Source organism: Helicobacter marmotae, from assembly GCF_003364255.1.
GTDB lineage: Bacteria > Campylobacterota > Campylobacteria > Campylobacterales > Helicobacteraceae > Helicobacter_C > Helicobacter_C marmotae.
In genome coordinates this window covers 167,258-190,611 of sequence record NZ_NXLR01000002.1, presented here as the reverse complement: position 1 = coordinate 190,611, position 23,354 = coordinate 167,258, and the positions used below count along the sequence as shown (strand labels likewise).

The window sequence follows — 23,354 nt, the reverse complement described above, 5'->3', positions numbered from 1 at the left end:
ACTTTATCAAAAGCTATTTCTTTTAGCTTATTAGAGGGATATATTTTTACCCCCCCCCCCCGGGGCTTGCTTTATCTAAAAGCACACTCTCCCCTGCTTTTTGCGGGTCATTATCTATAAAAGCCACAATCTTATTTGCTGCATTTTTTACTAAATCTTGGGCGATTAATCTCCCACAATTTCCAGCTCCAAAAATCACTATTTGCATATTTGCTCCTTTGTAATAATGTATATTCTATCCACGAAATGAATAGGAGACACATTATTAGCGCTTGGATTAGCACTTAAGCATTTCTAGTGCTAGAAATGCCTTATACTCAAATTGTACCGGGTATTAAAGAGAGTATATCTTTCACACTCATACAAGAAGATTCTATTTCCTTGCTTCTATCATACTCTAAGATACCTTGAGCGACTTTCTGCATAGCCACAAATGAAGCACGTAGTAGATGATTGGCATAAATGACAATATTTGCCCCCGCTTCTGCTAACTCCTCTGCCCTAATAGCATTAAAACTTGTAGGCACGACCACTATAGGCGTTTTGCTATCCTTAGCGCGAAAAGCCTTTATAAATTCAAGCACTTCATCAGGGCTCTTCTGCCTTGAGTGTATCATTATCCCATCAGCCCCCGCCTCCACATACGCAAAAGCCCGCTTAAGCGCGTCTGCTTGCCCTTTTTCAAGGATTAAAGATTCTATCCGAGCGATAATCATAAAGTCTTTGGTGATTTGTGCCCTCTTACCCGCAGTGATTTTGTCGCAAAATTCTTGTATATCTTCTTGTGTTTGCTCTACTTCATTGCCTAGAAGTGAATTTTTCTTTAGCCCCGTTTTATCTTCAATAATCACCGCACTCACCCCCGTGCGCTCTAGGCTTCTCACACTAAAGACAAAATGCTCTAGCTTCCCGCCTGTATCTGCGTCATAAATGAGCGGTTTGGAGGTTACTTCAAAGATTTCATTAATCGTATTTAAGCGGCTACTTAACTCCACTGCTTCAATATCTGGCTTACCCCGAGATGTAGAATCTGTCAGCGAAGAGCTCCAAAAGCCATCAAACTCTACGGTTTGTCCATTATGAGTAACACTTGTATTTTGCGCAATGAGTGCAGATATAGCAGAATGTGTCTCTAAGATTCGCAAAGGTTTCTTAGCCTCTAAAAGGCGAGCAAGTAAAGAAAGCCTTGCATTTGTGCTAATGCCAATGGCTCTAGCGTCCGCATTAAGCTGTGTAGAGCTAATACCCGGCGTGTATTGTGGCTCGATAAGCTCCCCGCAAGCAAGCTCTTGCAAGGTATCAATCACATTTTGCCTTGTTTTGGTCTGTGTGCCACTTTTCCAATCATCTCCATGCACCACATAGCGAGGCAGCAGAGCGCGGATATTCCCCTCATAGCTTAACGTCTCTTGGGGAATTACTCTATCTATTAAGCTTAAATTCTCCACAACTGCCTTTCTTTGCTCATAATTCATATAAGGCAGGCGTTTATAGGAGGCTATAGCCTTATCTGTAAGCAGCCCTAGCACGACTTCAGCCTTTGGCAGGCTAGAATCAGTATTTGCCTTATCTAGGGCATTAGCATAATCGCGTGCGATTTTTAGGATATTAATATGCCCGGGGTGGATTAAATCCGCCGCCATGGCGACATATACAATATTTGACTTAGGCTTTAAGTGGGTATTTAACGGGGGGGGGGGATAAGAAATACTATTTTGCATATTTGCTCCTTTTATAAAGTATGAATATCTGCGAGATTGGGATAGAGTGCTTCATATAGGGCTACATCGCTTTGGTTATCGCACTCTCCCCAGATTCCACTATAGGGCACGCATGTAATAGCAAAGCCATATTTAAGGCATTCCTGCAAAAGGCTTGTGCTATCAATTTTGGCTATATCTATACCCTTTAACGTATCTATCAGGCTAAAAAGCTCCTTTAAGCCCTTATTTGTGAATTTCAAAAGCCCCATATATTGCCCCTCTATAAGGCGAATATCCTCTACTTTATTGCCAATTTCTTCTAAAATGCCATTTTTCACTCTAAAACTTTCTGCATCGCTTAGAGGGTTCGCAAAACGAGCGCGCCAGAGTGCTAGCCATTGCGTATCATATAAAATGCTTATATCAGCACTATTTTGGGAGAGAGATAAGATAGCGCTACTTTGGTAGAAAATATCGCTATAGCTAATAATGCACTCCTGTGCGGTAAGCAAATATGGCTTGGCACAAAGCAAGGAATACACCATATTCGTATCTGCCCATTGTGGATTCTCATAAGTGTGCAAATGATACTTTTGCACAAAGGGCTCTAGGCTTTTGGCACAATAGCCTCGCACAATACCTATGTCTTTAACCCCCGCTTGGAGCAAAGATTCGATTTGGTATTGCAAAAGTGGCTTATTATAAAGCTCTACTAAACACTTAGGCTTACTATCTGTTAGGCTTCCCATACGGCTTCCGCGCCCAGCAGCGAGAATAAGGGCTTTCATACTTCCTCCTTAAATACACCCAAAAGTGCAAAATGCTTAAGGAGGGGGTGGATTCTATAATACGTGTTATCTGCTTGTGTTATGTCATGCTTTTTGGGGCTAAATGCACCACTCTTTTGCTGTGAGTGCAAGGCTTTAATGAGAGCAAGAGAGCGGATATAAGGCTCAATGGTGGTATCAATATCACTATTTTTTAACCTACAAATAGCAGCTTTATCTAAGCTCACTTCTGCGAGAATATCCCCACCATCAAGCTTATGGCTTAAAAACATCGCACTTGCACAGATTTCCCCATCTTCTAAAAGTGAGTAATAGCAAGTCGTAGAGCCCTTGTAATGAGGCAATTTCCCCGCATGAACATGGATAAAAAACTTACCTTTCTCAAAATAATTATGCTCTAAAATCCCCCCGCCATAGCCTGAATAAATAATATAAGTTTGGCTTAAGCCCATAATCAAGCTAAAAACTGCCTTATCATTAATATCTTTACTTGGGATATGATATATCAAGCAGCCTAAGCCCTCAAGCTCACGCCAAACCTCTGCTAGTGTGCTAGAATCCTCTGCCAAAAACACAACCACACGAGGTAATATACCCTCTTGCAATAAGGCTTGAAGATAGATGTGAGATCTAGCGGTGGGGGCATAAATCATCGCCATATCTTCAAGGAAAGTAATATTTGAAGCACGAGTGAAAGGAAGTGGCGTGCATAAAGGCTCAAAATCGCTTAAAGAGTGAATGAGCTCTTTAAAATCTGCATGCAAATTTTGAGCAGCTTTCTTCTTATAAAGCCCGGCTTTATTTGCTATATACAGCGCGCCTTCTAGCTCCATATCAATACTTTTAGCTAAAAAGGGCATTATACCCCCCCCCCACGTGCGGTATTTGCAAGGGATAATAAAGTATCATTACATTTTAAAAGAGTGTTTAAATAAAGCAAATTCAAACTTTCCATAAAAGCCTCGCCTAAAGCATATGCAAAGCCCACATAAAGCCCCATATCTAAAAATGAACTCTCTTTATTAGGCTTTAAAATAAGCTCTTTTGAGAAGCGAGAAAAGCCCTTATCATAGGACTCATATAGCCTTTTATTGACTTCAAAAGTCTTAATAAGTAGCTTCAGATAGCCCCTATCTTGGCATTTATCATAAAGGCTATTGTTGTAAAGATTTTGAGTAGCCTTATACTCCCCACTAAGCGTGCGAGAAGTTAAATAATCCCTTAAAAAGCCCACCCCATAAAAAGCACTATAGTTATAATGCTGAATCTCTAAGAGATTGTTCTTGGTTATATATGGATACATTATGCCTCCTTCAATTTAGAATCTTGGATATTATGCTTATGCACGCTTTGTGTGATAAATTGCTTAAGAAGTGCCCTATCAGATTCTCTTCTCTCTTCCCTCTCTGGGTGCCACATCACACCAAGGATTTGGCTACTCATAAACGCCTCTATTTCATCATCTACATAGGCTAGTACCTCACAATCTTTAGGGGCTTGGGTAATACAAAAATGATGATAGCTATGCACGTCATGCGTAAGTCTCCCCTGCAAAGTATGGATAGCTTTAATCTTATGTTTGCTTGCTTTAAGCGGGATATTAAAATAATGCGCCACAAGCTGCGCCCCGCGACAAATAGCAAAAACCTTTTTATGTGCTTTAAGCGCATAATCAAGCAGGGCTAATTCAAAATGATCTCGCTTAGGATATGCCCCAATATCATTCCCCCCACTTAGCACGAGCATATCCACTCCCTCAAAAAGCAAAGGGATATGTGCTATTTGTGTGAAAGAGACGGCATAAGAGAGAATCTCACATTCTAATAAAAACTCCTGTAATGCACTATCTAGGCATTCCCACAGCTCCCCATAAGGCTTATAAGCATAGATTCTTTGTGTAGTAATTGCCCTCATATCACCACCACCTTAGAATTAGCACAATCAATCTCTAACATATAGCTTTGGGCATAGAGTGCGAACTTCTCCCCACAGCCAATAACCGCAGGGATACCTAACTCATTAGCACGGATTGCCATATGTGAGTTCGCCCCGCCAAATTCCGTAATAAGCCCAGCAATATGGTGTGAAAAAATCCAATCAAACCCCGGATCAGCACGCGAAATACAAACAATCTTATCCTCTAAATCCACATTTGGATTAGAATCTAGCATTACCACAGGGGCTTGGATACGTTTTTGAGTAATGAAATTGGGGATAGATTGATTGATACAAAAGCACTCTACATCTTTGGCATTCTGTATTAAAGGCGGGAGGATAAGGGCTTGCTGAAGCATATAGGAGCTTTTGCCAGATTGAATGGATTCTAAAAGCAGGCGCTCAAGATTGCTTGAAGTGCTATATGCCTTAAAAAATGTATCCACATCACAATAGCTCATATCTTCTGGGCTAAGAGAATACTCTGCACCAAGGGAGGCTATCAAACTTAAAGCAGAACTTAGATTTTTACTAAATTCAAATTTTGAATACTCCCTCATAGTAATGCCCATAGCAATAAAGTCAAAAAACCCGAGCACATCACAGCAAAGATTATGGGCTTTTAAAAGCTTATCAATAGAGCGCATTTGCTCCAAACTAAGGGCAAAAGTGTTTTTCACACTCTGCAATGGCGGCTTTTGCTTAAAGTAAAATTCAAAACACTCATCATATCTTGGAGAGAGAATATCATACGTCCCAGGGCGCAAATGCCCATATTTAGCCAGAAAGTCCTGCTTACTTAATGTATGCAAATCATCTGTAAGAGACGTCGTAACGCAATGGAGAGATTGTATAAAGCTATCTTTTTGGGCTTTGTCTAAAATACCCTCCTTGATTAAGGCATTTAAAAATCCCATAGCCATAAAGCCCACACGAGCTAGCCCCACAAAGGGCTTTGTGCCATAGTTTTTACAATCTTGCAATAACCAATAAATCTTCTCCACCAAAGGCGCAGGAAAGCCTAGAATCTGCTCTCTTTTAGCAGAGAGAATGCTAAGTTTCTCTATATCTTGGGTGTAAATTTTATGCTCTAAAATATGATTGGTGAGATGTTTTAAGGCGTGTGAAATTTCATCAACTTGGGTGTTATTAAAGCCATATTCTAAGAGTTTATTTAAGGCTTTAGGTGTGTGAAAATAATAACTATCATAGAGGATTTCAAACTCTACTTTATCGTGCCAATGGGGATTTGAAGCTAGCATATCTAAATAAAATTCAACCAACATCTCACTGGTGTTTTCACTCAAATCTTTAGGCAAAAATGAATTAAAGCTTGCCCTTACATCAACATAAGGCTTGCCATGCAAATTATAAATTAAGGGATTAGAACTCACATCTTTATACCCATAGCGTGCCCTTTGTGTCGCATAGATAGAATCTGTAATCAACCGCCCATAGAGAGAAAACGCCAAAGGGCGAGGGTGCAAGCCAATAATTTCAGCTGGATTCCAATCTGGCATAATGCCTAGCATACCCCTAGAGCCATAGAGTGAGGGGTGAGGCTTAAGAATCTCATAAATTTTATTTTGCACTAAGGTAAGTTGGGTGCTGGCATTTGGGTAATCTCTATGGACTTTCAGCACTAAAGGGCGCACTTGCAGACAATATATATCCTCCCCACTTAGGGCAAACTCAACATCCAAAGGGGTATTGGGGATAAGCCCCTCTAGCTCCTTTAGGAGATGGACAATCTTTAGCAAATAAGGATTTCTCAAGGTCTTAAAACTATGGGCTACATAGAATGTCTGGCTTACTCCGCTCCCCTCTGTAACCTCATGTGTGGAGCTACTTGAATACTCTATCACATAATAAGGTGCATTGCTCTTTGGATGGGTATTAAACGCCACGCCCGCACAGATTATATCCTTTAGCATAGGCTGAATGAGCACAAGCTCATCATCACTTACATTATTAATAATTCTTTGAATCTCTTCTTGCGTGCTTGCTTTATATGTTTTAAGCGCCTTAGCATAAGAGTAAAATACATTTTCTATAGCCTCGCTTAAGCCCTCCAAACTCACATCAAGCACACTCTCAAACGCCCCTGCATTGGAGGTATGGGCATTGTCTTCATTTTTTGAAGATGAGCGCACAATAAAGCTTGTATATGCGCTAGAAACTAAGTTTTCTAATAATGGCTTTATGCCTTGTGTATAGTAGTCTTTTTTGCTTATTGTCCATATGGGCAAAATGCGCGCACCCTTTAAAAGCGGAGTGAGATTTAGCAGAGTTTGGGCTTTTGTGCTAAGGATGGGGCTTGGGGACTTAGATACTAAAGTGTGCTTTTTAGCAAAGATATAAGATTCTATACTCTTGGCAATATCTTTTGGGCTATGGGTGGGGTCATAAGGGAGGCACAGGGCGTGAGTTGGAATATCCACCTCTAAATCAAGCCCGCCTACATTTTGAACAAGCCCTTGTGCAAAACGTGTATAAATCCCCGCAGAATCGCGCTCCTTTAATACAGATAAAGGCACATCAAGGAAAATCTCATAATAATCCTCTAAATGTGTGAGGTTGTATTGGCACACTTCTTTAAGCATACCATTTGCGGCAATGATAATAGCCTTATGAGACTGCTCACTAAGCGTTTTGGCAAGCTGGGCATAGCGAATCCCTAAGGCTATACGAGAAGCCCTATCATAGCCACTTTCCTCAAAAATCTCACGCAAATGATTGCCATCAAGCACGAGAGAAGATAAACCCTTTTTGCTAAAAAGATCTTTGAGTGCATGGGCAGCGCTACTTTTCCCCGCGCCATTTAGACCCATAATCCATACTATCATCTCTACAGACCTCTAAGGCTATAAAGATGATAGTGTGGAGAAGTGGCTTTAGGAGTTTGTGCGCACCTTTTTAGCAAAAATGCGGATAAAATAATCATCATCTTTGCCAAATGGGGCAAAGCCTCTATCCTCATCCGCACTAAGAATCTTAAAGCAATAAGTAGGAGCATTATATACCCCCCCCCCCTGCGCATTATCGCAGGCTGGGCGATACCTTAGATTCTCTATGAAGTTTAGAGTATCCTCAAAATTAAGAAATCTCCGATAGTGATTATCATAAATAAACGCCCCGCTTTCATCTAAGATGGCTTCACCCTTGCCATAAAGGGCATTTTTCTCACCCCTTACTTCAATGGCTAAAATACCCTCTTGTGCGCAAAGACTTAAGCTATCTTGCAAGACCTTATCTTGGCTTTTTTTATCTATAGAATGGAGGGTAAAACGAGAATAGATACAATTATACTCTTTAGGGATATGCAAATCCTCTAAATGCGTAAAATCCCCCGCTACAAATTGCGGCGGGGTATAATCTAAAGAGCTTGCCTCATAAGAAGAGGCATAAGTATTAAGATATGCAATCTCTTCTTGCACTTGATCAATAGCCACGACCTCGACTCCATGTCTAGCAAAGTACATACTATCGCGCCCATTCCCACAGCCAAGCTCTAAGAGTCTGTGCCCCTTAGTTAAATAATGCTCCATAACAAAGGTAGCAAAAAGTGAGGCTTGGGCATTGAATCTGTGGCTCGCATAGTAATCACGCCAATAGTTTTTATCCATTCTCTCTCCTTGTAGCTTACTTTATTTGAGTAAAGTCAAAATGCCCTTGCTTTGCTTCTTCTGTAATATCCTGCCAATTCTTAGCATCATAGATATTATCATGGACAAGATAGAGTTTATCAAGCACGAGATTATCTTCTTTGATTTTATAGTTATAATCAGGCTTTGAATGGATTAAAGATCTATGGATTAAAGGTGTTTTAAGAATATTTTTGGGCACATGCGGGCAGCCCTCTTTAAGATTATCGCACACGATGCTAGCGGTATCAAAATCTGCCATTAATCTTGAATCGCGCTTCAAGCTACCCTTAGCATGAAAATCTTTAAACATAAAGAGTATATCTCCTCCATAATAAGGCACAGAAAGTGGGAATCCTATGCTATCAGCCCCGCTATGATCGCTAACTACAATAATCTGGGTATTATCATATATATCATTATCCTTTAGCCATTGTATATAATCTGCAAGATATGAAAGCGCGCAGGCTTCAGAATCGTAGTGTTGATAAAAATATCTCTTCACAGCTAAATCATCAGGATAGCTCATAGAGATACCCCCCCCCCCCCCAGAGGATCTTCCTGTGAATCTTGCCATGCACTGCCTTTGGCGAAAAATTCACATTTATTATTAGCAAAAGATAATGCAAATGGTGGGTGGGTCATCAAAGTGTGGAAAAATTTAAAAGTTGGCTTGCTTGCATTGGTATCTCCTAAATGTGTCAGGGCATATAAACGCGAAGCATAGGCGAGGGCGAGTTTTGTATTGGTGGCGTGTGAGCCAAAGCCATCACTTTTAAAAAGCCAAAAACCATTATTATATATCCGCGGGCGGAAGAAAAGCTCCGGAGAGAAGCGAAATAGCCCAAAACTAGAGAGTTGGATTATCTCATAATGCTTCTCCTCATGCAAAGCCTCAATTAAAGAATCTTGCAAAGAAAGCTCATTGATAAAAAAATGCGCAAACTCATCTTGATTTTCATGGATTTCTACCTTCTCTCCTGTAAGCTGCTTGATTGATTTAGCATTATGATTCATAGCTAGTGGCACCATATATAAAGAAACATCATATCCATTCTCCGCAAAACTCAAAGGGACATTGCTAAAAGCATTTACCATATGCTCCCATAGCGCACCCTCTCTTTGGGCGATATTATAATTTGCATAATATCGCCCTCCTAAAATAGCTGGCACACTCCAAGAAGTCGCATCTCCGCTTGCTAGAGCATTATCAAAAAGCACAAAGCCATCTAAAGAGGTTTTAAACTCAGGGAATTGCGCCAAAAGAGAGGGCATATGCGAGCCACTAAAGGCATCTAACATAAAAATAACGATATTTTTATCATTTTTCGCATAGGATATAGCCTCGCCTTGATATGTGAGATTCTGCTCTGTCTTACTCTCTGTGCCAATAGCATACAACGACACGCTACTTAGCACGATTAAAGATACACTTAGCACACCCATAATGGGCTTTAACCTTTTACCCATAAAAAAGACAAAGCCTACACTCCCTATAAAAGTAAGGAAAGCATAAAGGTATTTTTGCACTCTTAATTCTGCATTGGCAAAACTTAGTTTTTGGAGTATGAAGTTATCCATAGCTCCATAATCCCCCACAAGCACAAACGTATATACCACCCCAATACATAAAATCACACTTAAACCATAACTCATAAGCTTAAGCATAGAAAACTTAAATATAAAAGCCTTATATAAAAAGCTAGAAAGATATATCAGCAAAGATGAAGAGAGAAGAAATATCCCAAAAAGCGCACAAAGGGTATGTAGAGTCTGGGTAGCATCAAATTGTGATACATCACTGCTATACACTGCAAAAGGTGTAAAAACACATATCATAAAGCATATATTGATAATAGCAAGCATAGAGATATGCTGGTAAATTTTGGAATCACTAGTAACCTTGCCTCTATTGTCATTCTGAAGTGAAGTTAAAGAATGAGAAGTGGGGGTTTGGGAGAAAAAGGTATTTTTACACACGCTTTTGCATAAGCTAAAAAGCACATTAGTCGTCCAATACAGCACAAGCACACTCGGCGCACTATAAAGCAAGATAAGGAAAATAATAGCTATACATACCCCTTGTATGCGCCCTGCCCTATCTTTAAAACTATAAAACACATTCACAAGCGTTAAAAGGGTCATAGCAACTGGAAGCAAATGCACAAAAGCAAGTTTGCTTGATATATGCCCTAAAGAATCAGGCTTGCTTAAGTCTTGGATATATAAAAAACTCACACCTTGGAAGTAATCTACATGGCTTACAAGCAAATATATAGCGATAAAAAATGGTATCTGCAATGCCAAACCGCCAAGAGTACCTAAAGCATAAATAGGGTGAAAATGCCTTTGCTTATAGAGTGTGCGGACATAGGAGTTTAGCTCTGCACCTTTAAAAACCCTCTTAAACTCAGCAATCTTGCTATCACAACTCTTTTTAAGGGCATTAAACTTTTGGGCTTTTTTATCAAAAAAAAGTGAAAGTTTTAATAAAAAGCCATTCACGCACAAAGAGAGTAAAATAATGCTGACCCCCAAACTACCAATAAAACTATAAAACAAGCCTATACTCCAATCAAGCACCTGCTCTAAAGGAAAAATAAATACATAATACAATACTTCACTTAGCATACATTCACCTTTTGATAACCCCTATTTAACATTCTCTCTAGTTCCCTTAATCGTGCGATAGAGAGGCTATGAGCCTTTAATTTATTCTCTATCATTTCACGTTCAATCTTAATAAGCTCCAATGCACAAACTCTGCCCGCCTCATGCGGATAACGCCATAAAAGCTCCTTGATTTGAGCTAAATTCGCTCTCTCTTGCAAGGCTTTTTCACAAAGTGCTTTTATATGAGGGAAATCTGCTGGCTTTATCCTACCGCCAACCTTTTCAAGGGCTTTAAATGTCCAAATATCCTCCCTAGGTATATCTGCCATATCATAACCGCTTAAATCCATGTCATTATCAATGCTTATCACAGGCTTGCCCTCCAAGCACACAAAATCAAAAATTACACTTGAAAAATCAGAAATCATTAAATCAGCCTTTGCAAAGGCATATACATTAGAAGTATCCCTATCCCAGCTTACATTACTAAAATTTGAAAGCACATTTTGCAACTGCTCTATATTTGCCCTCTCCACAGGGCTTATGAAGCTTTGCGGATGTGGGCGAATGATAATATTAAATCCACTTTGGGCGAGAGGTAAAAGCAAATCTACTCCATATTTGCTAAGCAAAGTTTCCTTGCCCCAAGAGGGTGAGACAAGGATCGTTGGCACTTTTGATTCTGTGCTGGTTGATTTTGCACTACTTGATTCTGCCTTGGTTGATTGCTGCACTGGAGGGATAGAATCTTTAATCACACTTAGCTCATCTAAATAAGTAGAACCCGTGATAGCTATATGCTTTGGCTTAATATTATGAGCAGATTCTATATTACGTACAAAATCCCTTTGTACTTCATTTGCCACCAATACAGAATCAAAGTAATCCACCCCAAAAACGCGATAAGTCATAGGAGAGAGGGAATGCACGACATGGCAATAATGCCCCACGCCCCTATTGCGTTTAATGTGCAAAACATCTAAGCCCGGCGTGGTTAGCACAAAAATATCAGCCCGCAAAGCATTTAAAAAGCTATAGGCTTTATTCCCCTCACCTATATACACAAACTCGCCCATATTATGGCTATCTTGCTCATTACGTTTCAAGGCGGGGTCATTCAAAGAAGAGGTGTAATACATATAAGGGTGAGAGAAGCTATCAAGTGCATCAAGGATTGGCTTAAAAGTACCATAATATTGTGCCCCCTCGCAATAAAAGACAATTGAGCAATTTTTGTTCTTCCCCATATTTAAAGACTTAATACCAAAAGGCATGGCAATAAGCTTATAAAAGAGATTTTTTACAAAAAACACAAATGAAGCAAAAAGCGCCACACATGAGGAAAGTAAAAGCGAGCCACTTCCCGGGTCAAGATAAGCAAATACCGCACTTGGTGCGAGGCAAATAACCAAAAGTCCTCTAAGTAAAATCACAATAAACCCCAATAAGCAAGATGAATCCATAGATTCTATATAAAGTTTGCAAGAGGTAAATTATAAAACAAAACTTTAAATGTGAAAATGCTTAAAAGAATGAAAGGGAGAATACCAAAAGGCAATGCTAGCCATATTCTTATGCAAAGGGAGTGAGTTTGTTACGTCTTTTGGAGAGCAAATGAAAGCAAAGAATCTCTCTTATCTACTAAAGATTCCAAAGCAATTCTTCACCCCTTAAAAGGAGCAAAGAGATGAGAAACTAATTTCCCTTTATGAAGTAATTTTATCTTGTGGGTTAGATATTGCCTTGCGGGCAGCTAAGTTTGTCGCCTCTTGCAGGCTTTGAGCGTGAAGAATCTCTCTTAAAATCTCACAAAGAGCTTTAAAGGTTAAAAAATATTCATATTTTTCAAATATAATAATGAAAATCAAAAATTAAAGGAGAAAAAATGGATAGTAAAAAACTCTCTCAAACTTTCCATACACTTGATGCAATCTACATTCTCTTGCTTAGCATTGGAGTGGGGTGCATTATGACAAGCGCATTTGCTGCTAGCGTTATTTTTAAGGCTTCAAGCTTTATCCCGCATTTAAGTATCAGCGATAGTGGAGCCATTATGGGGCAGATATTTTTAAAATGTAATTCATATTTTAATTTTCTCGCCATAGCTATTATTATCTATGAGATTGCAAGCTTTCTTTTTGTAAGGCATTTTGCCAACTCGAAGCAAAGGAGATTTTGGCTCTTGCTTGGGGGGATTAATGTAATTTTAATCTTCCTTTTCACACTCTATTACACACCATATATTTTAGATGCACAACATTCAGAGCTCGTGGGTAGTGCCGCATTTGAATCTATGCACAAGCAAAGTGAAATGGTCTTTAAGATTCTGCTTTTTAGCTTAAGCATAGCTGCTTTATGGAGAGGGATTCTCACTACTCGCCCTGCACAAAGCTAAGCCCTACTCGCAATAGCAAATAATGAGCCCCCAAAAGGCGGGCTTAACCTCAAAGTATGACAAATATAATTTTCCACAGCACAAATCCCAAGCAAAGCATTATTTATAATCTTAGGTGGTGGTACATCGCGTAATTCCTTTGTTTTAGCCAAAGAGCTAGCCTTATGGGCTGGATTAAGCAACGCCCTCAAATACAAAAGCGGGGTTATACTTACAAAGAAATATTGTAAAACTTGTATCTTTAGCCCACATGAGTGAAGCACATTTGCAAGAGTAGCCTTTGTATAGCGCCTTTTATGATGTACAAGGCAGTCATGGGCATTCCACAGCCATTTATGTGCCGGGACACTTAAACACAAAAGACTTTTGCTATTACTTTTTAGCATAGATTGCATATTCTTAATAGCCGCTTTATCATCTTCAATATGCTCTATAACATCAAATGCAAAAATACAATCAAATTCATTACTAAATGGCACATCAAGCAAATCCATACAATAAAGCTTTTCTATGCCATAAGTTTTGGCATATTCTAAGCCTTGTGGGTGTATCTCTCCTATGGCAATATTGCAAAAGCCTTGATTAAGAAAATGCCTTGTAACACTCCCTGTGCCAGCTCCTACATCAAGTATATGCACATTTTTAAAATTATCACCATAGAGTTTAGTAAGCATAGAGCTCACTTTCTCATAAATATATTTGCGCCTTGCAATATGCCAAAAATGCTGATTTTCAGCCAAATAAAGCATATCCATACCCTCAAGCGGAAAGTAACTCGTAGAAATAGTAGAATCTAAGCAAAAAGATGGATTATTTAACTGGGGGGGGGGCAGAAGTAAGGGGAGTGAAATACACTATCCCATCTTTAATGTATGAAGGTTTTATTTGCACAACTTCTCCTTATTGAATATTTAAAATACAAAATAATAGCACTTTATAAGCTAATGACACATTTATGATATACTTACCTAACCTATAAAACTTAAGGATAAAAATTAAGGAGATAAGGATAAATGAATACAAAGCAAGTTAAAAATAGCAAGAGTTTATCTCTCTCACTCCTTATTTTATCGCTTGGAATAAGCATCTTTTTGTGCATTGTGTTATGGAATATCAATCGTGAATCTTTCTGGGGAGATGAAGCATTTAGCGTATATTCTATAGGGGGGGGGGGGGGCGAAGATAATTCTTCTATAAAAAACGCATGGGATTTTTCTCGTTTTTGGCGCATTATTTTAGATGATAATCACCCATTTTTATACAATCTTTGTCTTAAGATTTATGCACATTATTTGGGTTATTCTGACTTTACTTTGCGTTTTTTTAGCACATTGTGGATACTCTTTGGCGCACTTATAAGCTATCTCCTCCTTTATAAACATCATTACAAGATTCTTGCTTTGGTATATACTCTGCTCTTCTTGCTCGCACCAAATACCATATACTACGCACAAGAATGCCGTAATTACGCTATGCTCCTCTCTCTAGCAAGTATTTATTGCATACTTTTATATCTTGTTTTTGAATCTATGCGCGGCGCATTAGAGCTCAAACATAAAATGTGGTATTTTGTAGGTATTTTTATATGTGCGGTTGGTATGGTTTTAACGCATTATTATGCCTATGTATTTGTCTTTTGCACAGGGATATTAGCGCTCATTCACTCATATCATCTGAAGTCAAATTTTTATGCGTTTTTTATATGTTTTGGCTTGAGTGCTCTCGTAGGGATTCTTTGGGTTAGCATTCACCATATCTATGGAGGCTTTTTGTATCGCATAGATAGTGAATGGACATATAAGGGAAGTATATATTTTCTGCTTTTTTCTACCCTCCTCTCTGCTTTGGGTAAGTTTGGCTGGGCTTTTGTAATCATTCTTGGCATTATCTGCTTAAAGCAAAAGGGTTTAGCACCATATAAAAAGCTCTTTGTCTTTGCCTATATGATTATTTTAGAATTACTCTGTGTTACTTTGATATTTACTTGCATTTCCCAAACGATGACGCAGCGATATTTTATGGAAATTTATCCACTCATATATCTTTTAATAGCCTCTATGCTTCTTAGCTTTAAGCGTTATTTGGCATATATCGTGTTTGGGCTTATTATAATTCTTGCATTGCATGGAGCATATATAAGCACAAAATACCACAAAGAAGATCTCGCACAAGCAAGCGCATATATCGCTGCACATTTTGACCCTAAGGTGTGCAAATTACCTGTAGGCTGGATAGCATACACGCGGTATTTACCACAATTTGAAGCCATAGAAATGCCTCTTATGCAAGAGCATTGTGATTTAATACTCCTTAGCACTGCTGCAGAAAATGATGTAAATTTCTCACGCATAAAAGTATTCTTGCATAAGTATGGCATTAGCGATGGCTATGAGATTCTCTTCTTTAATGGTGCTATTGTCGTGCAAAAATCTCCCCCAACAAGGCTAAAGGAGGGGAAAGCTATAGCGGAAGAAGCTGCAACATACTTTGAATCACAATAGCATTAATCAAATCAATAAAAAACGCTCCCACTAAAGGCACGATGATAAATGCCATATGGCTTGGTCCATAATGAGAGGTAACCGTTTGCATATTTACCATAGCTGTAGGCGTAGCCCCTAAACCAAACCCACAATGCCCCGCAGCAAGCACCGCAGCATCATAATCCCTCCCGCAGAATCTAAAAGTAACAAATATAGCAAAAAGCACCATACACAAGCCCTGTGCGCTCAAAATAACAATCATCGGCAAGGCTAATGCCCAAAGCTCCCAGAGATTAAGCGTCATCATCGCAAAAGCAAGGAAAAGTGAAAGAGAGACATTCCCTAGCACAGAAACCTCTCTATCAAACACTTGATGAATATTTAACATACTCAAGCCATTACGTAACACTACGCCCACAAAAAGGCAATACACAAATGTAGGGAGATTAAAGCCCGGGAAGATATTTTTACTCAAATCATTAAGCAATGTCCCTATCAACAAACAAAGCGCAATTAATGCCAAAGATTCTACAAAACTTATAGGCGTGATAAGTCGCTCTTTGGTAGGGGTTTCAAAGCCATGGGGATTATCATCATTATGCTCTTTGCCCGGGATATTAAGATTATATTTCTTAATCAAATAACGCGCTGTAGGACCACCAACAAGCCCACCCATAACAAGCCCAAAAGTCGCGCAAGCAAGAGCCACTTCAGTAGCAGCACCAAAATTATAAGGACTAGCCTTAAAAATATCCGCCCATGCGGCTCCTGTGCCATGCCCTCCACTCATAGTAATGCTACCCCCCAGCATACCAAGTAAGGGGCTTTGCCCCATAATGTAGCTTACACCTACGCCAATAAAATTCTGTAAAAAAAGCAAACAAGTAACTACAAGGAGGAAAATAACTAGCATTCTCCCGCCCTTTTTGAGTGAGGCAAAATCCGCACTTAAGCCAATAGATGAGAAAAAGGCAAGCATAAGCGGGTCTTTCAAAGAAGTATCAAACTTGCATTCAATATGAAAAAATTGATAAATACATAAAATCAACAAAGCCACCAAAATACCTCCCACAACAGGCTCGGGGATATTATAATCTTGCAAAATCTTGGTTTTAGAAATAATATAACGTCCTAAAAGGAGTACAAATACCATACACACAAGTGTAAAATAAAAATCAAAGCTAAATGCCTTAAGCCTTGCAGAATCTGCTTGAATATAGCCTTGTGTTATCGCTCCATTAGAGGGCTCTTGGAATTGAATAAGCAAAAACTTATCATTGCCTGATAGCACTTTAATTTCACTTCCTTTTTTGAGTTCAGTAGGTAAATTGCAGCCTTGTATAGGTGCGCTATAAAGTGGAGAATCTTGTGTAATAATATAGTCATTTGCCCATGAAAATACAGAATCTAGGGGAGAATCTTTGCATATATCTGCGCTATTTTGCACACTTTGAGCATATGAGGTGAGTAATAAACATGCGATAAGGAAACATATTTGGATTAATTTTTGCAACATAATCTACTCCTTTATGAATGTGATAATGCCTTATCATATTCCATTTATTTTAACTCCATTCTAATATATGCCCTTTAAGCAGATTTGCCACCCAAACGCCCACAATAAAGCAGAGTGATAGCAAAATCTTGCAAAATGTTTAGTGTATATTGCATGTCTTTTTGTGCAAGAATGTAGCTTACACACAAGGGGAGTGAGTTTGTCGCCTCTTGCGGGAAGGCAACGCTAGAGCGAAGAATCTCCCTTATCTACTAGAAAGCCCACAGAGATTCTTCGGCTCGCGCCTCAGAATGACAATGAGTCTAACCCACAAAAATAATTTAAGAAAAGTTAAATAAACTTAAGATACAATCCACCTCTAATCCTGCTAGCCTTAATCCTGCATATTTGATCGCGTAGCTCAGTTGGTAGAGCACTACCTTGACATGGTAGTGGTCGCTGGTTCAAGTCCAGTCGTGATCACCACTTCTTAAATATTCCCTAAAAAGTATGACATCTCCCTGAAGCGCATTGATTAACAAAACTTGCGCTCGGCAAACTTGCACTTCCTCTTCTATCTTCCCCCTCGCCTGTGCAATTAGCTACCGAAACAAAGTCCTCAAAGCTATTGTGATAGAAAGTATTTGCATTCAATACTCCGACATTTAAAACACGTGCGTGCGGCACAGAGGCAATTTGAGTGAAAATTTGTAAAAGTGAGGAAACATCATTAAGAGGCGTAGTGATTATATTAAAAGTTGCTGGCGTAAGTGTAGCCATATTCGTAGGAAGTATGACTAAGCCTTGATTAAGCCTTATCATCGCCAAAGCATGCCCGACAAAGCGCCCCTCTGGTGTAATAGAAATAGGCAAGACAATAAACACATTGCCGGGCTGGGCGTTTATCATATTTTGAAAGGTAGCGTTAATTTGAGCTTGCGTATTTGCATAGGCAAAAATACTCCAATTGTATTGAGGCAGCATAGAAATAGACGTTGCCAAAGCAAGACTTAGGGTATTTCGTGAAGTATCATCATAGCTTCTTGGTGTGGGTGGAGCAAACCAAGACATCATATCGCTTAAACTCCCATAAAGTAGAGAATTCCGCGCTCGAAAGCTTACAAATGGGTCTATCCCCATCCTTGTATCAAAGAAATACCCCCCGCTACTTCGAGGATTATGAGGGTTTTCAAGGATTTCAGCAAGGATTTGATAAGTATGGAGCAAACACACTCCGCACACACCGCTAATATGCCCCATAGTGCCATCATTTGATCTAGCAATATCCATAAGCCTTTGCCTCCATTGCGGGGTTAAACTAAAATCAGGCACTAAAGGAGGATTTTGTACACTCACGCTCCCAGGAGCAGGACAAAAGGGTAGATTCTCACCTATATTGGCTAAGCTAAAACGCAACCAATCACTTGTTTCTTGGGGAATGCTAAATTCCGATATAGGGGCATTGCTTGTATCTTTGGCTATATAGTCTTTTTTAGCGACATAAGGCACACCCCAATGAATCCCATATCTTGTGAGCCTTAGGACATTATTATCTTTATCTTCAATCCTCACTTTATTCTCACCCACAAGCACGAATTTAAAAAAGGCTTTATTATCAAGCGGAGGTTTAGAATCATCGCACAGCCCCCACTCTACCCAATCCCAATCATTCTTGCCAATTTTTGAATACATACAATACAAAGCCCCGCCCAATGCATCATATTGAGCGATATGCCCGCTTTCGATGTTATAGTATAAGGGCATGGTGTTTTTATCGCTTTGATTGTTTTTAAGAAAATATCTTTGATTACCATCTTTAGTCATCAAATCCCAAGCAATATAAGTAACAATAGAAATATTTCCGGGCGTAGCTAAAGTCTCCTGCCATGACTGCATAGAATCATGCAAGGTATGAGTATGAAATTCCTTATCCTTGCTCCAAACAGCATAGAGATAAGAGCCATCATCTTTAATCATATAGCTTTCATCAAGGCTATAAAATGAGCCATTTTTAAGCTTCCACTGCTGCTTATTATCATTAATCACACAAGGACTAAGCTGCACATAATCATATTCCCTTAAGCCTGTCTGCACAGAACTTGGAGCAGTGATACATAGCCAAGTATTAGAGATATTATATGCCAAACGCGAGAAGACATCATATCTCGCACTTTTTGCCTCACTCAGGGCACAATTTAAAATCCCCACATAAGAGTAATGCTCCGCTCCGATTGAAAAAGTCGGTATATAGCAAAGCTCATATTTATCATGTGTGATTATCTTAATCGCCCTATCTTTGGGCTTATCTGCAAGTTTAGCAGAAGAAGAGGGGCTGTCTTGTTTGAGCAAAATTTTAGCATTTGTGCTGCAAGCTATAAGAGAAAGCCCACATAAAAGGCTAGCAAAAAATGCACAAGATTTTTTCATTCAGTATCCTTAATAAGATTCTATACCAGCACACGCTAAACTCTAAAATTCCTTATAAGCTTAATCGTTTCAAAATCAAGCCTTTCTCCCCGCTTTGCCAAATCCTCACAAATGCTTTCTATGTCTTTCTCACTCATATTTTGCCCAAATTTTGCCTTTGCGCTTAGAGATTCTACCTTGAGCACCCCTGCAAAGACACCTTTTTCATGGTTTTTAAACTGCTCTGCTTCCATAGAAATGTCTCTATGCTCGTATTTTTGCACCAAAGCTTCAAGCATGGCTTTCTTTTTAGCTAAATCCTCCACCACTTCAAACTTACCCTCGATAAAAATGCTAAAGAAAAATTGTGTGGGTATCATAGTGTGATTTAAAAAGCTAGAAGGTATGTAAGCATAAGGCTTTGAAGCACTAAAGCTCACTCTAGGCTCTCTCTTTAAAAGCTCGTATTTGCGTCCTGCCTTTGCCCCGTGGAAATAAATTGCACTATCCTTAAAACAAAAGCTTATAGGGACAGCATAAGGAGCTAAATCATCAGGTATGGCTAAAACTCCAAATTCAATCCGCGATAAAAACTCTTCAATAACCGCTATATCATCTATGGCAAAATCTTTCCTTCTCATATCTTTAACGTTTGGTCTTTTCTTTTAGCATTTTTACAAGCATAATGGCATTCTCACGCGGTAAGTCAGGGAGCATACCATGCCCTAAATTAAAGATATGCCCTGCCTTTTTGCCCATAATGGCAATAATCTCATCAACCCCTTTTTCCATAGATTCCCTATCATATAATCGCGATGGTTCTAAATTCCCCTGCAGGACATATTTACCCCCTAGCTTCTCCTTAGCAAGCTCCATAGGCGTGCCCCAATCCACACCAAAAACATCAAAATCCCCATTAATTTTATCTAAATACCCCGCTATCCCCTTAGGGAAAAGTATCACAGGGATATGTGGATATTTGCTTTTAATATAATGGGCAATATCTTTCATATAATGCCAGCTAAATTCCATATATGCGCTGCATTCAAGCGCACTTGCCCAACTATCAAAAATCTGCACAGCATTTGCCCCTGCGCGAATCTGCCCCTCTAAGTAGAGCTTTAATTCTTCGGTTAAAGATTCTAAAAGTGCCTTTAGTACTTGTGGCTCTCTATAAAGCATAGATTTGCTTTTTGCATAAGTTTTACTCCCTTGCCCTTCTATCATATAAGTTGCCAAAGTCCAAGGAGAACCACAGAATCCTATCAATGCCTTTTGCTTATCTAAATGAGCGCGGACTTGACTTAAAGTATCATACACATAATCTAGTTTTTTATAAGCCCCACTTTGGAGGTTTTTCACATCATTTAAAGTACTGATTGTGTGTTTGAAATGCGGTCCCTCACCCGCTAGAAATGCTAAAGGCAAGCCCATTTCCATAGGTAAGACTAAAATATCGCTAAATACAATAGCGGCATCTACATCAAGTATTTCCACAGGTTGGAGCGTTACCTCACTTGCAAGTGAGACATTCTTACACAAGTTAAGAAAGCTCCCCGCCTTTGCTCTTGTTTGTTTATATTCGCTTAAATATCTTCCAGCTTGGCGCATAAGCCATATAGGCGTATAAGGAGTGGGTTTAGCAAAACACGCATCTATAAAAATCATTCTCTTCCCTTTAATACTTCATCAATCTTGCATTTCTATCCATTTTTGTGCAATACGCACGGCATTTGTAGCCGCACCTACGCGTATTTGGTCTGCTACGCACCATAAATGTAAAATATGTTTATCAAAATTATCTCTACGTATGCGCCCTACATAAGTTTGGTCTGTCTCACTCACAAAGCTAGGCATAGGATAACGCTTGCGTGCTGGCTCATCATAAAGCACAACACTAGGAGCTTGAGAGAGTATCTCACGCACCTTTTTTACATCAATCTCGCCCTCAAATGCAATACTAATAGATTCACTATGGCTGCGTAAAATAGGCACACGCACACAAGTTGCACTCACAGGAAAGGAAGCATGCATAATTTTATGCGTTTCATTAATCATTTTCATTTCTTCTTTTGTGTAGTCATTAGGCATAAATACATCAATATGAGGAATCACATTGAGTGCCAAACGATGAGGGAAGACTTCAGGCTCACTTTCATCAAGTTTAAAGGCAAAAAACGCCTGCATTTGCATAACCAGCTCTTCCATACCGCGTTTGCCCGCACCACTTGCAGCTTGATATGTGCTGACATCTACACGTTTGATACCAAAAGCCTTATGCAAAGGGGCTAAAATATGCACCATTTGTATCGTTGAGCAATTGGGATTAGCGATAATGCCCCTCTTTTGCCATTTTTCAATATCTTCAGGATTCACCTCAGGCACAACAAGAGGTACATCATTATCCATGCGGAAATGACTAGTGTTATCAATCACCAATGCTCCAGCTTTTGCAGCACTTGGAGCGTATTGCTCACTTACCTTACCCCCTGCTGAAAAAAAAGCAATCTCCACACCCTCTTGTGCAAATACTTCATCTGTAGTTTGCAAAATCTTATGCTTTTCGCCCTTAAATGCTATCTCTTTACCTACACTGCGCTCACTTGCCAATGGCACAACGCGCTCAATGGGGAATTCACATTCCTCCAAAACTCTAAAAATTTCTTCGCCAACAGCTCCACTCGCACCGACAACACCCACAATATATTTTTTCAAAACCAATCCTTTATCTCTATCTCTATATAAAGCCCCAGAGTGTAGCAAGTATTATTCAATTAATGGATAATTAGCCCATAAGCCTTTAAAAGCTCTTGAGAGAATGATTCTATCGCACTCTCCTCTCCCTCTATCCTAAGCCTCACAACATCAGCTAAAAACTCATCTTTATATACACTTAAGCCTAATTGTTTTGCTTTATATTCACATTGAGAAATTTTATTATACGCAAGTTCTAAACTTATGCTTTTATGCTTACTAAAAGTATGCAATAAGCCCCGAATCTTGGCAGTTTCTATAACATTTTGAGTAGCAGATGTATAAGCTCTAACAAGCCCACCTACCCCGAGTAACTGCCCGCCAAAATAGCGCACGATAATAACTGCCACATTGATAAGCTCCTCCCCACGCAAAACATTAAGACTTGGCATACCGCTACTGCCCTTAGGCTCTCTATCATCATCAAAAGATTCTATGATTTGGTTATGTTCATTGATGTATCTACTTGCAGAGACAAAATGCACGGCTTTGGGATGTTTGCTGCGCGACAAGGCAAGACATTCACTAAACGCACTAAAAGGAACAAGGAAGCTTAAAAATTTTGAACCTTTCACTTCAAAATAACCTTCCGCTTGAGAAATGAGGGTTTTCATAATATTTGAATAATACTTGCCTTGAAATTATGAAATCAGCTTGAGGTAATATGTCGCATTTTTGCCCTCTAGTCGCATTTGATCATTATGTATATCTTTACGCACGATAAACTCCCCCTCTAAATTTTGCAAAAAGTGGAATTGAAACTCTTGGCTTTCACTTGGGGTGCATATACGGCGAGAAGAGCCACTATGGCTGATAGTAAGCTTTGTACCCTTAATCGCAAAGGTCGCAAAATAATTATTACATATATTAATACCAAAGATTCTATTCTCATCTACATCAAAGCTCATTGTCGCCTGTGTATCCTGCCATATAGGTATAAATGTGCGTCCATCTTGCAAGACAAATTTATACACGCGCCACTGCTTTTCATCTGCTAAGAGAATCTCTTGATTCTCCTTTCGTACTAAATCCACAAAACAAGCACTCATCAATACTAATGCCATAAGGTTTAAACATACAATTTTCAATACAGATTTCACGCTGCCATCCTTTGGTGCTATCCTCGATTACTAAAGTC

22 protein-coding genes and 1 tRNA gene are annotated in these 23,354 nt (G+C 39.3%); 3 read left to right on the top strand and 20 right to left on the bottom strand.

The window, feature by feature from the left end:
* Positions 1–46 precede the first annotated feature (46 nt).
* The 12 genes from CQA63_RS10160 to CQA63_RS09695 all read right to left on the bottom strand — a co-directional run bounded on the left by CQA63_RS10160 (position 47) and on the right by CQA63_RS09695 (position 12,551).
* The gene (locus CQA63_RS10160; protein WP_244916258.1) at positions 47–208 is read right to left on the bottom strand and encodes a nucleoside-diphosphate sugar epimerase/dehydratase; all 162 of its coding nucleotides are present in this window, start codon (positions 206–208) and stop codon (positions 47–49) included.
* A gap of 109 nt (positions 209–317) precedes the next feature.
* On the bottom strand, positions 318–1,643 hold the full coding sequence (gene aepX, locus CQA63_RS02240; RefSeq protein ID WP_104700669.1) for a phosphoenolpyruvate mutase: 1,326 nt from the start codon (positions 1,641–1,643) through the stop codon (positions 318–320).
* A gap of 89 nt (positions 1,644–1,732) precedes the next feature.
* Positions 1,733–2,491 carry a phosphocholine cytidylyltransferase family protein gene (locus CQA63_RS02235; RefSeq protein ID WP_104700653.1) on the bottom strand — a complete coding sequence of 253 codons (759 nt, stop codon included), beginning with the start codon at positions 2,489–2,491 and terminating at the stop codon, positions 1,733–1,735.
* On the bottom strand, positions 2,488–3,351 hold the full coding sequence (locus tag CQA63_RS02230) for a formyl transferase (RefSeq protein ID WP_104700652.1): 864 nt from the start codon (positions 3,349–3,351) through the stop codon (positions 2,488–2,490). Before CQA63_RS02230 ends, CQA63_RS02235 begins: the two co-directional genes overlap by 4 nt.
* Positions 3,351–3,794: a hypothetical protein gene (locus CQA63_RS02225; protein WP_104700651.1), complete on the bottom strand. Its 444-nt coding sequence runs from the start codon at positions 3,792–3,794 to the stop codon at positions 3,351–3,353. Before CQA63_RS02225 ends, CQA63_RS02230 begins: the two co-directional genes overlap by 1 nt.
* A complete protein-coding gene (locus tag CQA63_RS02220; protein ID WP_104700650.1) occupies positions 3,794–4,405 on the bottom strand; it encodes a gamma-glutamyl-gamma-aminobutyrate hydrolase family protein in 612 nt (203 codons plus the stop codon). The genes CQA63_RS02225 and CQA63_RS02220 overlap by 1 nt, the downstream gene beginning before the upstream one ends.
* Complete coding sequence (locus tag CQA63_RS02215; protein ID WP_104700649.1) at positions 4,402–7,272, bottom strand: adenylyl-sulfate kinase; 2,871 nt, start codon at positions 7,270–7,272, stop codon at positions 4,402–4,404. The genes CQA63_RS02220 and CQA63_RS02215 overlap by 4 nt, the downstream gene beginning before the upstream one ends.
* Positions 7,273–7,320: 48 nt before the next feature.
* Positions 7,321–8,052 (bottom strand): class I SAM-dependent methyltransferase, encoded by a 732-nt coding sequence (locus CQA63_RS02210; RefSeq protein ID WP_104700648.1) that lies wholly within the window; start codon positions 8,050–8,052, stop codon positions 7,321–7,323.
* 16 nt (positions 8,053–8,068) lie between these two features.
* Positions 8,069–8,599, bottom strand: coding sequence for a hypothetical protein (locus CQA63_RS10155; RefSeq protein WP_158655523.1), 531 nt, complete (start codon positions 8,597–8,599; stop codon positions 8,069–8,071).
* Positions 8,596–10,701: a YidC/Oxa1 family membrane protein insertase gene (locus tag CQA63_RS02205; protein WP_244916257.1), complete on the bottom strand. Its 2,106-nt coding sequence runs from the start codon at positions 10,699–10,701 to the stop codon at positions 8,596–8,598. Before CQA63_RS02205 ends, CQA63_RS10155 begins: the two co-directional genes overlap by 4 nt.
* Positions 10,695–12,116 (bottom strand): CDP-glycerol glycerophosphotransferase family protein, encoded by a 1,422-nt coding sequence (locus CQA63_RS02200; RefSeq protein ID WP_233706530.1) that lies wholly within the window; start codon positions 12,114–12,116, stop codon positions 10,695–10,697. The genes CQA63_RS02205 and CQA63_RS02200 overlap by 7 nt, the downstream gene beginning before the upstream one ends.
* Positions 12,117–12,389: 273 nt before the next feature.
* Positions 12,390–12,551, bottom strand: coding sequence for a hypothetical protein (locus CQA63_RS09695; protein WP_170128356.1), 162 nt, complete (start codon positions 12,549–12,551; stop codon positions 12,390–12,392).
* A 17-nt stretch (positions 12,552–12,568) separates the two neighbouring features.
* Here CQA63_RS09695 and CQA63_RS02195 point away from each other — a divergent pair, with 17 nt between their 5' ends.
* Complete coding sequence (locus CQA63_RS02195) at positions 12,569–13,078, top strand: DUF4149 domain-containing protein (RefSeq protein WP_104699088.1); 510 nt, start codon at positions 12,569–12,571, stop codon at positions 13,076–13,078.
* Here the strand turns inward: CQA63_RS02195 and CQA63_RS02190 are convergent.
* Positions 13,075–13,833: a class I SAM-dependent methyltransferase gene (locus tag CQA63_RS02190; protein ID WP_104699087.1), complete on the bottom strand. Its 759-nt coding sequence runs from the start codon at positions 13,831–13,833 to the stop codon at positions 13,075–13,077. The two genes, CQA63_RS02195 and CQA63_RS02190, sit on opposite strands and share 4 nt — an antisense overlap.
* A gap of 258 nt (positions 13,834–14,091) precedes the next feature.
* Between CQA63_RS02190 and CQA63_RS02185 the strand changes: the two genes are divergently transcribed.
* On the top strand, positions 14,092–15,579 hold the full coding sequence (locus tag CQA63_RS02185; protein ID WP_115511815.1) for a glycosyltransferase family 39 protein: 1,488 nt from the start codon (positions 14,092–14,094) through the stop codon (positions 15,577–15,579).
* Here CQA63_RS02185 and gltS read toward each other — a convergent pair.
* A complete protein-coding gene (gene gltS, locus CQA63_RS02180; RefSeq protein ID WP_267891909.1) occupies positions 15,539–16,777 on the bottom strand; it encodes a sodium/glutamate symporter in 1,239 nt (412 codons plus the stop codon). The genes CQA63_RS02185 and gltS overlap by 41 nt on opposite strands.
* A 689-nt stretch (positions 16,778–17,466) precedes the next feature.
* Between gltS and CQA63_RS02175 the strand changes: the two genes are divergently transcribed.
* Positions 17,467–17,542 (top strand) — tRNA-Val (locus tag CQA63_RS02175).
* A gap of 15 nt (positions 17,543–17,557) precedes the next feature.
* Here the strand turns inward: CQA63_RS02175 and CQA63_RS02170 are convergent.
* From CQA63_RS02170 to CQA63_RS02145, 6 genes are read right to left on the bottom strand one after another with little or no spacing between them, the layout of a single operon-like run.
* Positions 17,558–19,483 (bottom strand): DUF1561 family protein, encoded by a 1,926-nt coding sequence (locus CQA63_RS02170; RefSeq protein ID WP_104699083.1) that lies wholly within the window; start codon positions 19,481–19,483, stop codon positions 17,558–17,560.
* A gap of 35 nt (positions 19,484–19,518) precedes the next feature.
* Entirely contained in the window at positions 19,519–20,103 is a 585-nt protein-coding gene (locus CQA63_RS02165) for a pyridoxamine 5'-phosphate oxidase family protein (protein WP_104699082.1), read from the bottom strand.
* Positions 20,104–20,107: 4 nt separating this feature from the next.
* The gene (gene hemE, locus CQA63_RS02160; RefSeq protein WP_104699081.1) at positions 20,108–21,130 is read right to left on the bottom strand and encodes a uroporphyrinogen decarboxylase; all 1,023 of its coding nucleotides are present in this window, start codon (positions 21,128–21,130) and stop codon (positions 20,108–20,110) included.
* Positions 21,131–21,151: 21 nt separating this feature from the next.
* On the bottom strand, positions 21,152–22,177 hold the full coding sequence (locus CQA63_RS02155; RefSeq protein WP_104699080.1) for an aspartate-semialdehyde dehydrogenase: 1,026 nt from the start codon (positions 22,175–22,177) through the stop codon (positions 21,152–21,154).
* Between the two features lie 59 nt (positions 22,178–22,236).
* Positions 22,237–22,830: a YigZ family protein gene (locus CQA63_RS02150; protein WP_104699079.1), complete on the bottom strand. Its 594-nt coding sequence runs from the start codon at positions 22,828–22,830 to the stop codon at positions 22,237–22,239.
* A gap of 27 nt (positions 22,831–22,857) precedes the next feature.
* Entirely contained in the window at positions 22,858–23,316 is a 459-nt protein-coding gene (locus tag CQA63_RS02145) for an META domain-containing protein (RefSeq protein ID WP_233706526.1), read from the bottom strand.
* Between the last annotated feature and the right edge of the window lie 38 nt (positions 23,317–23,354).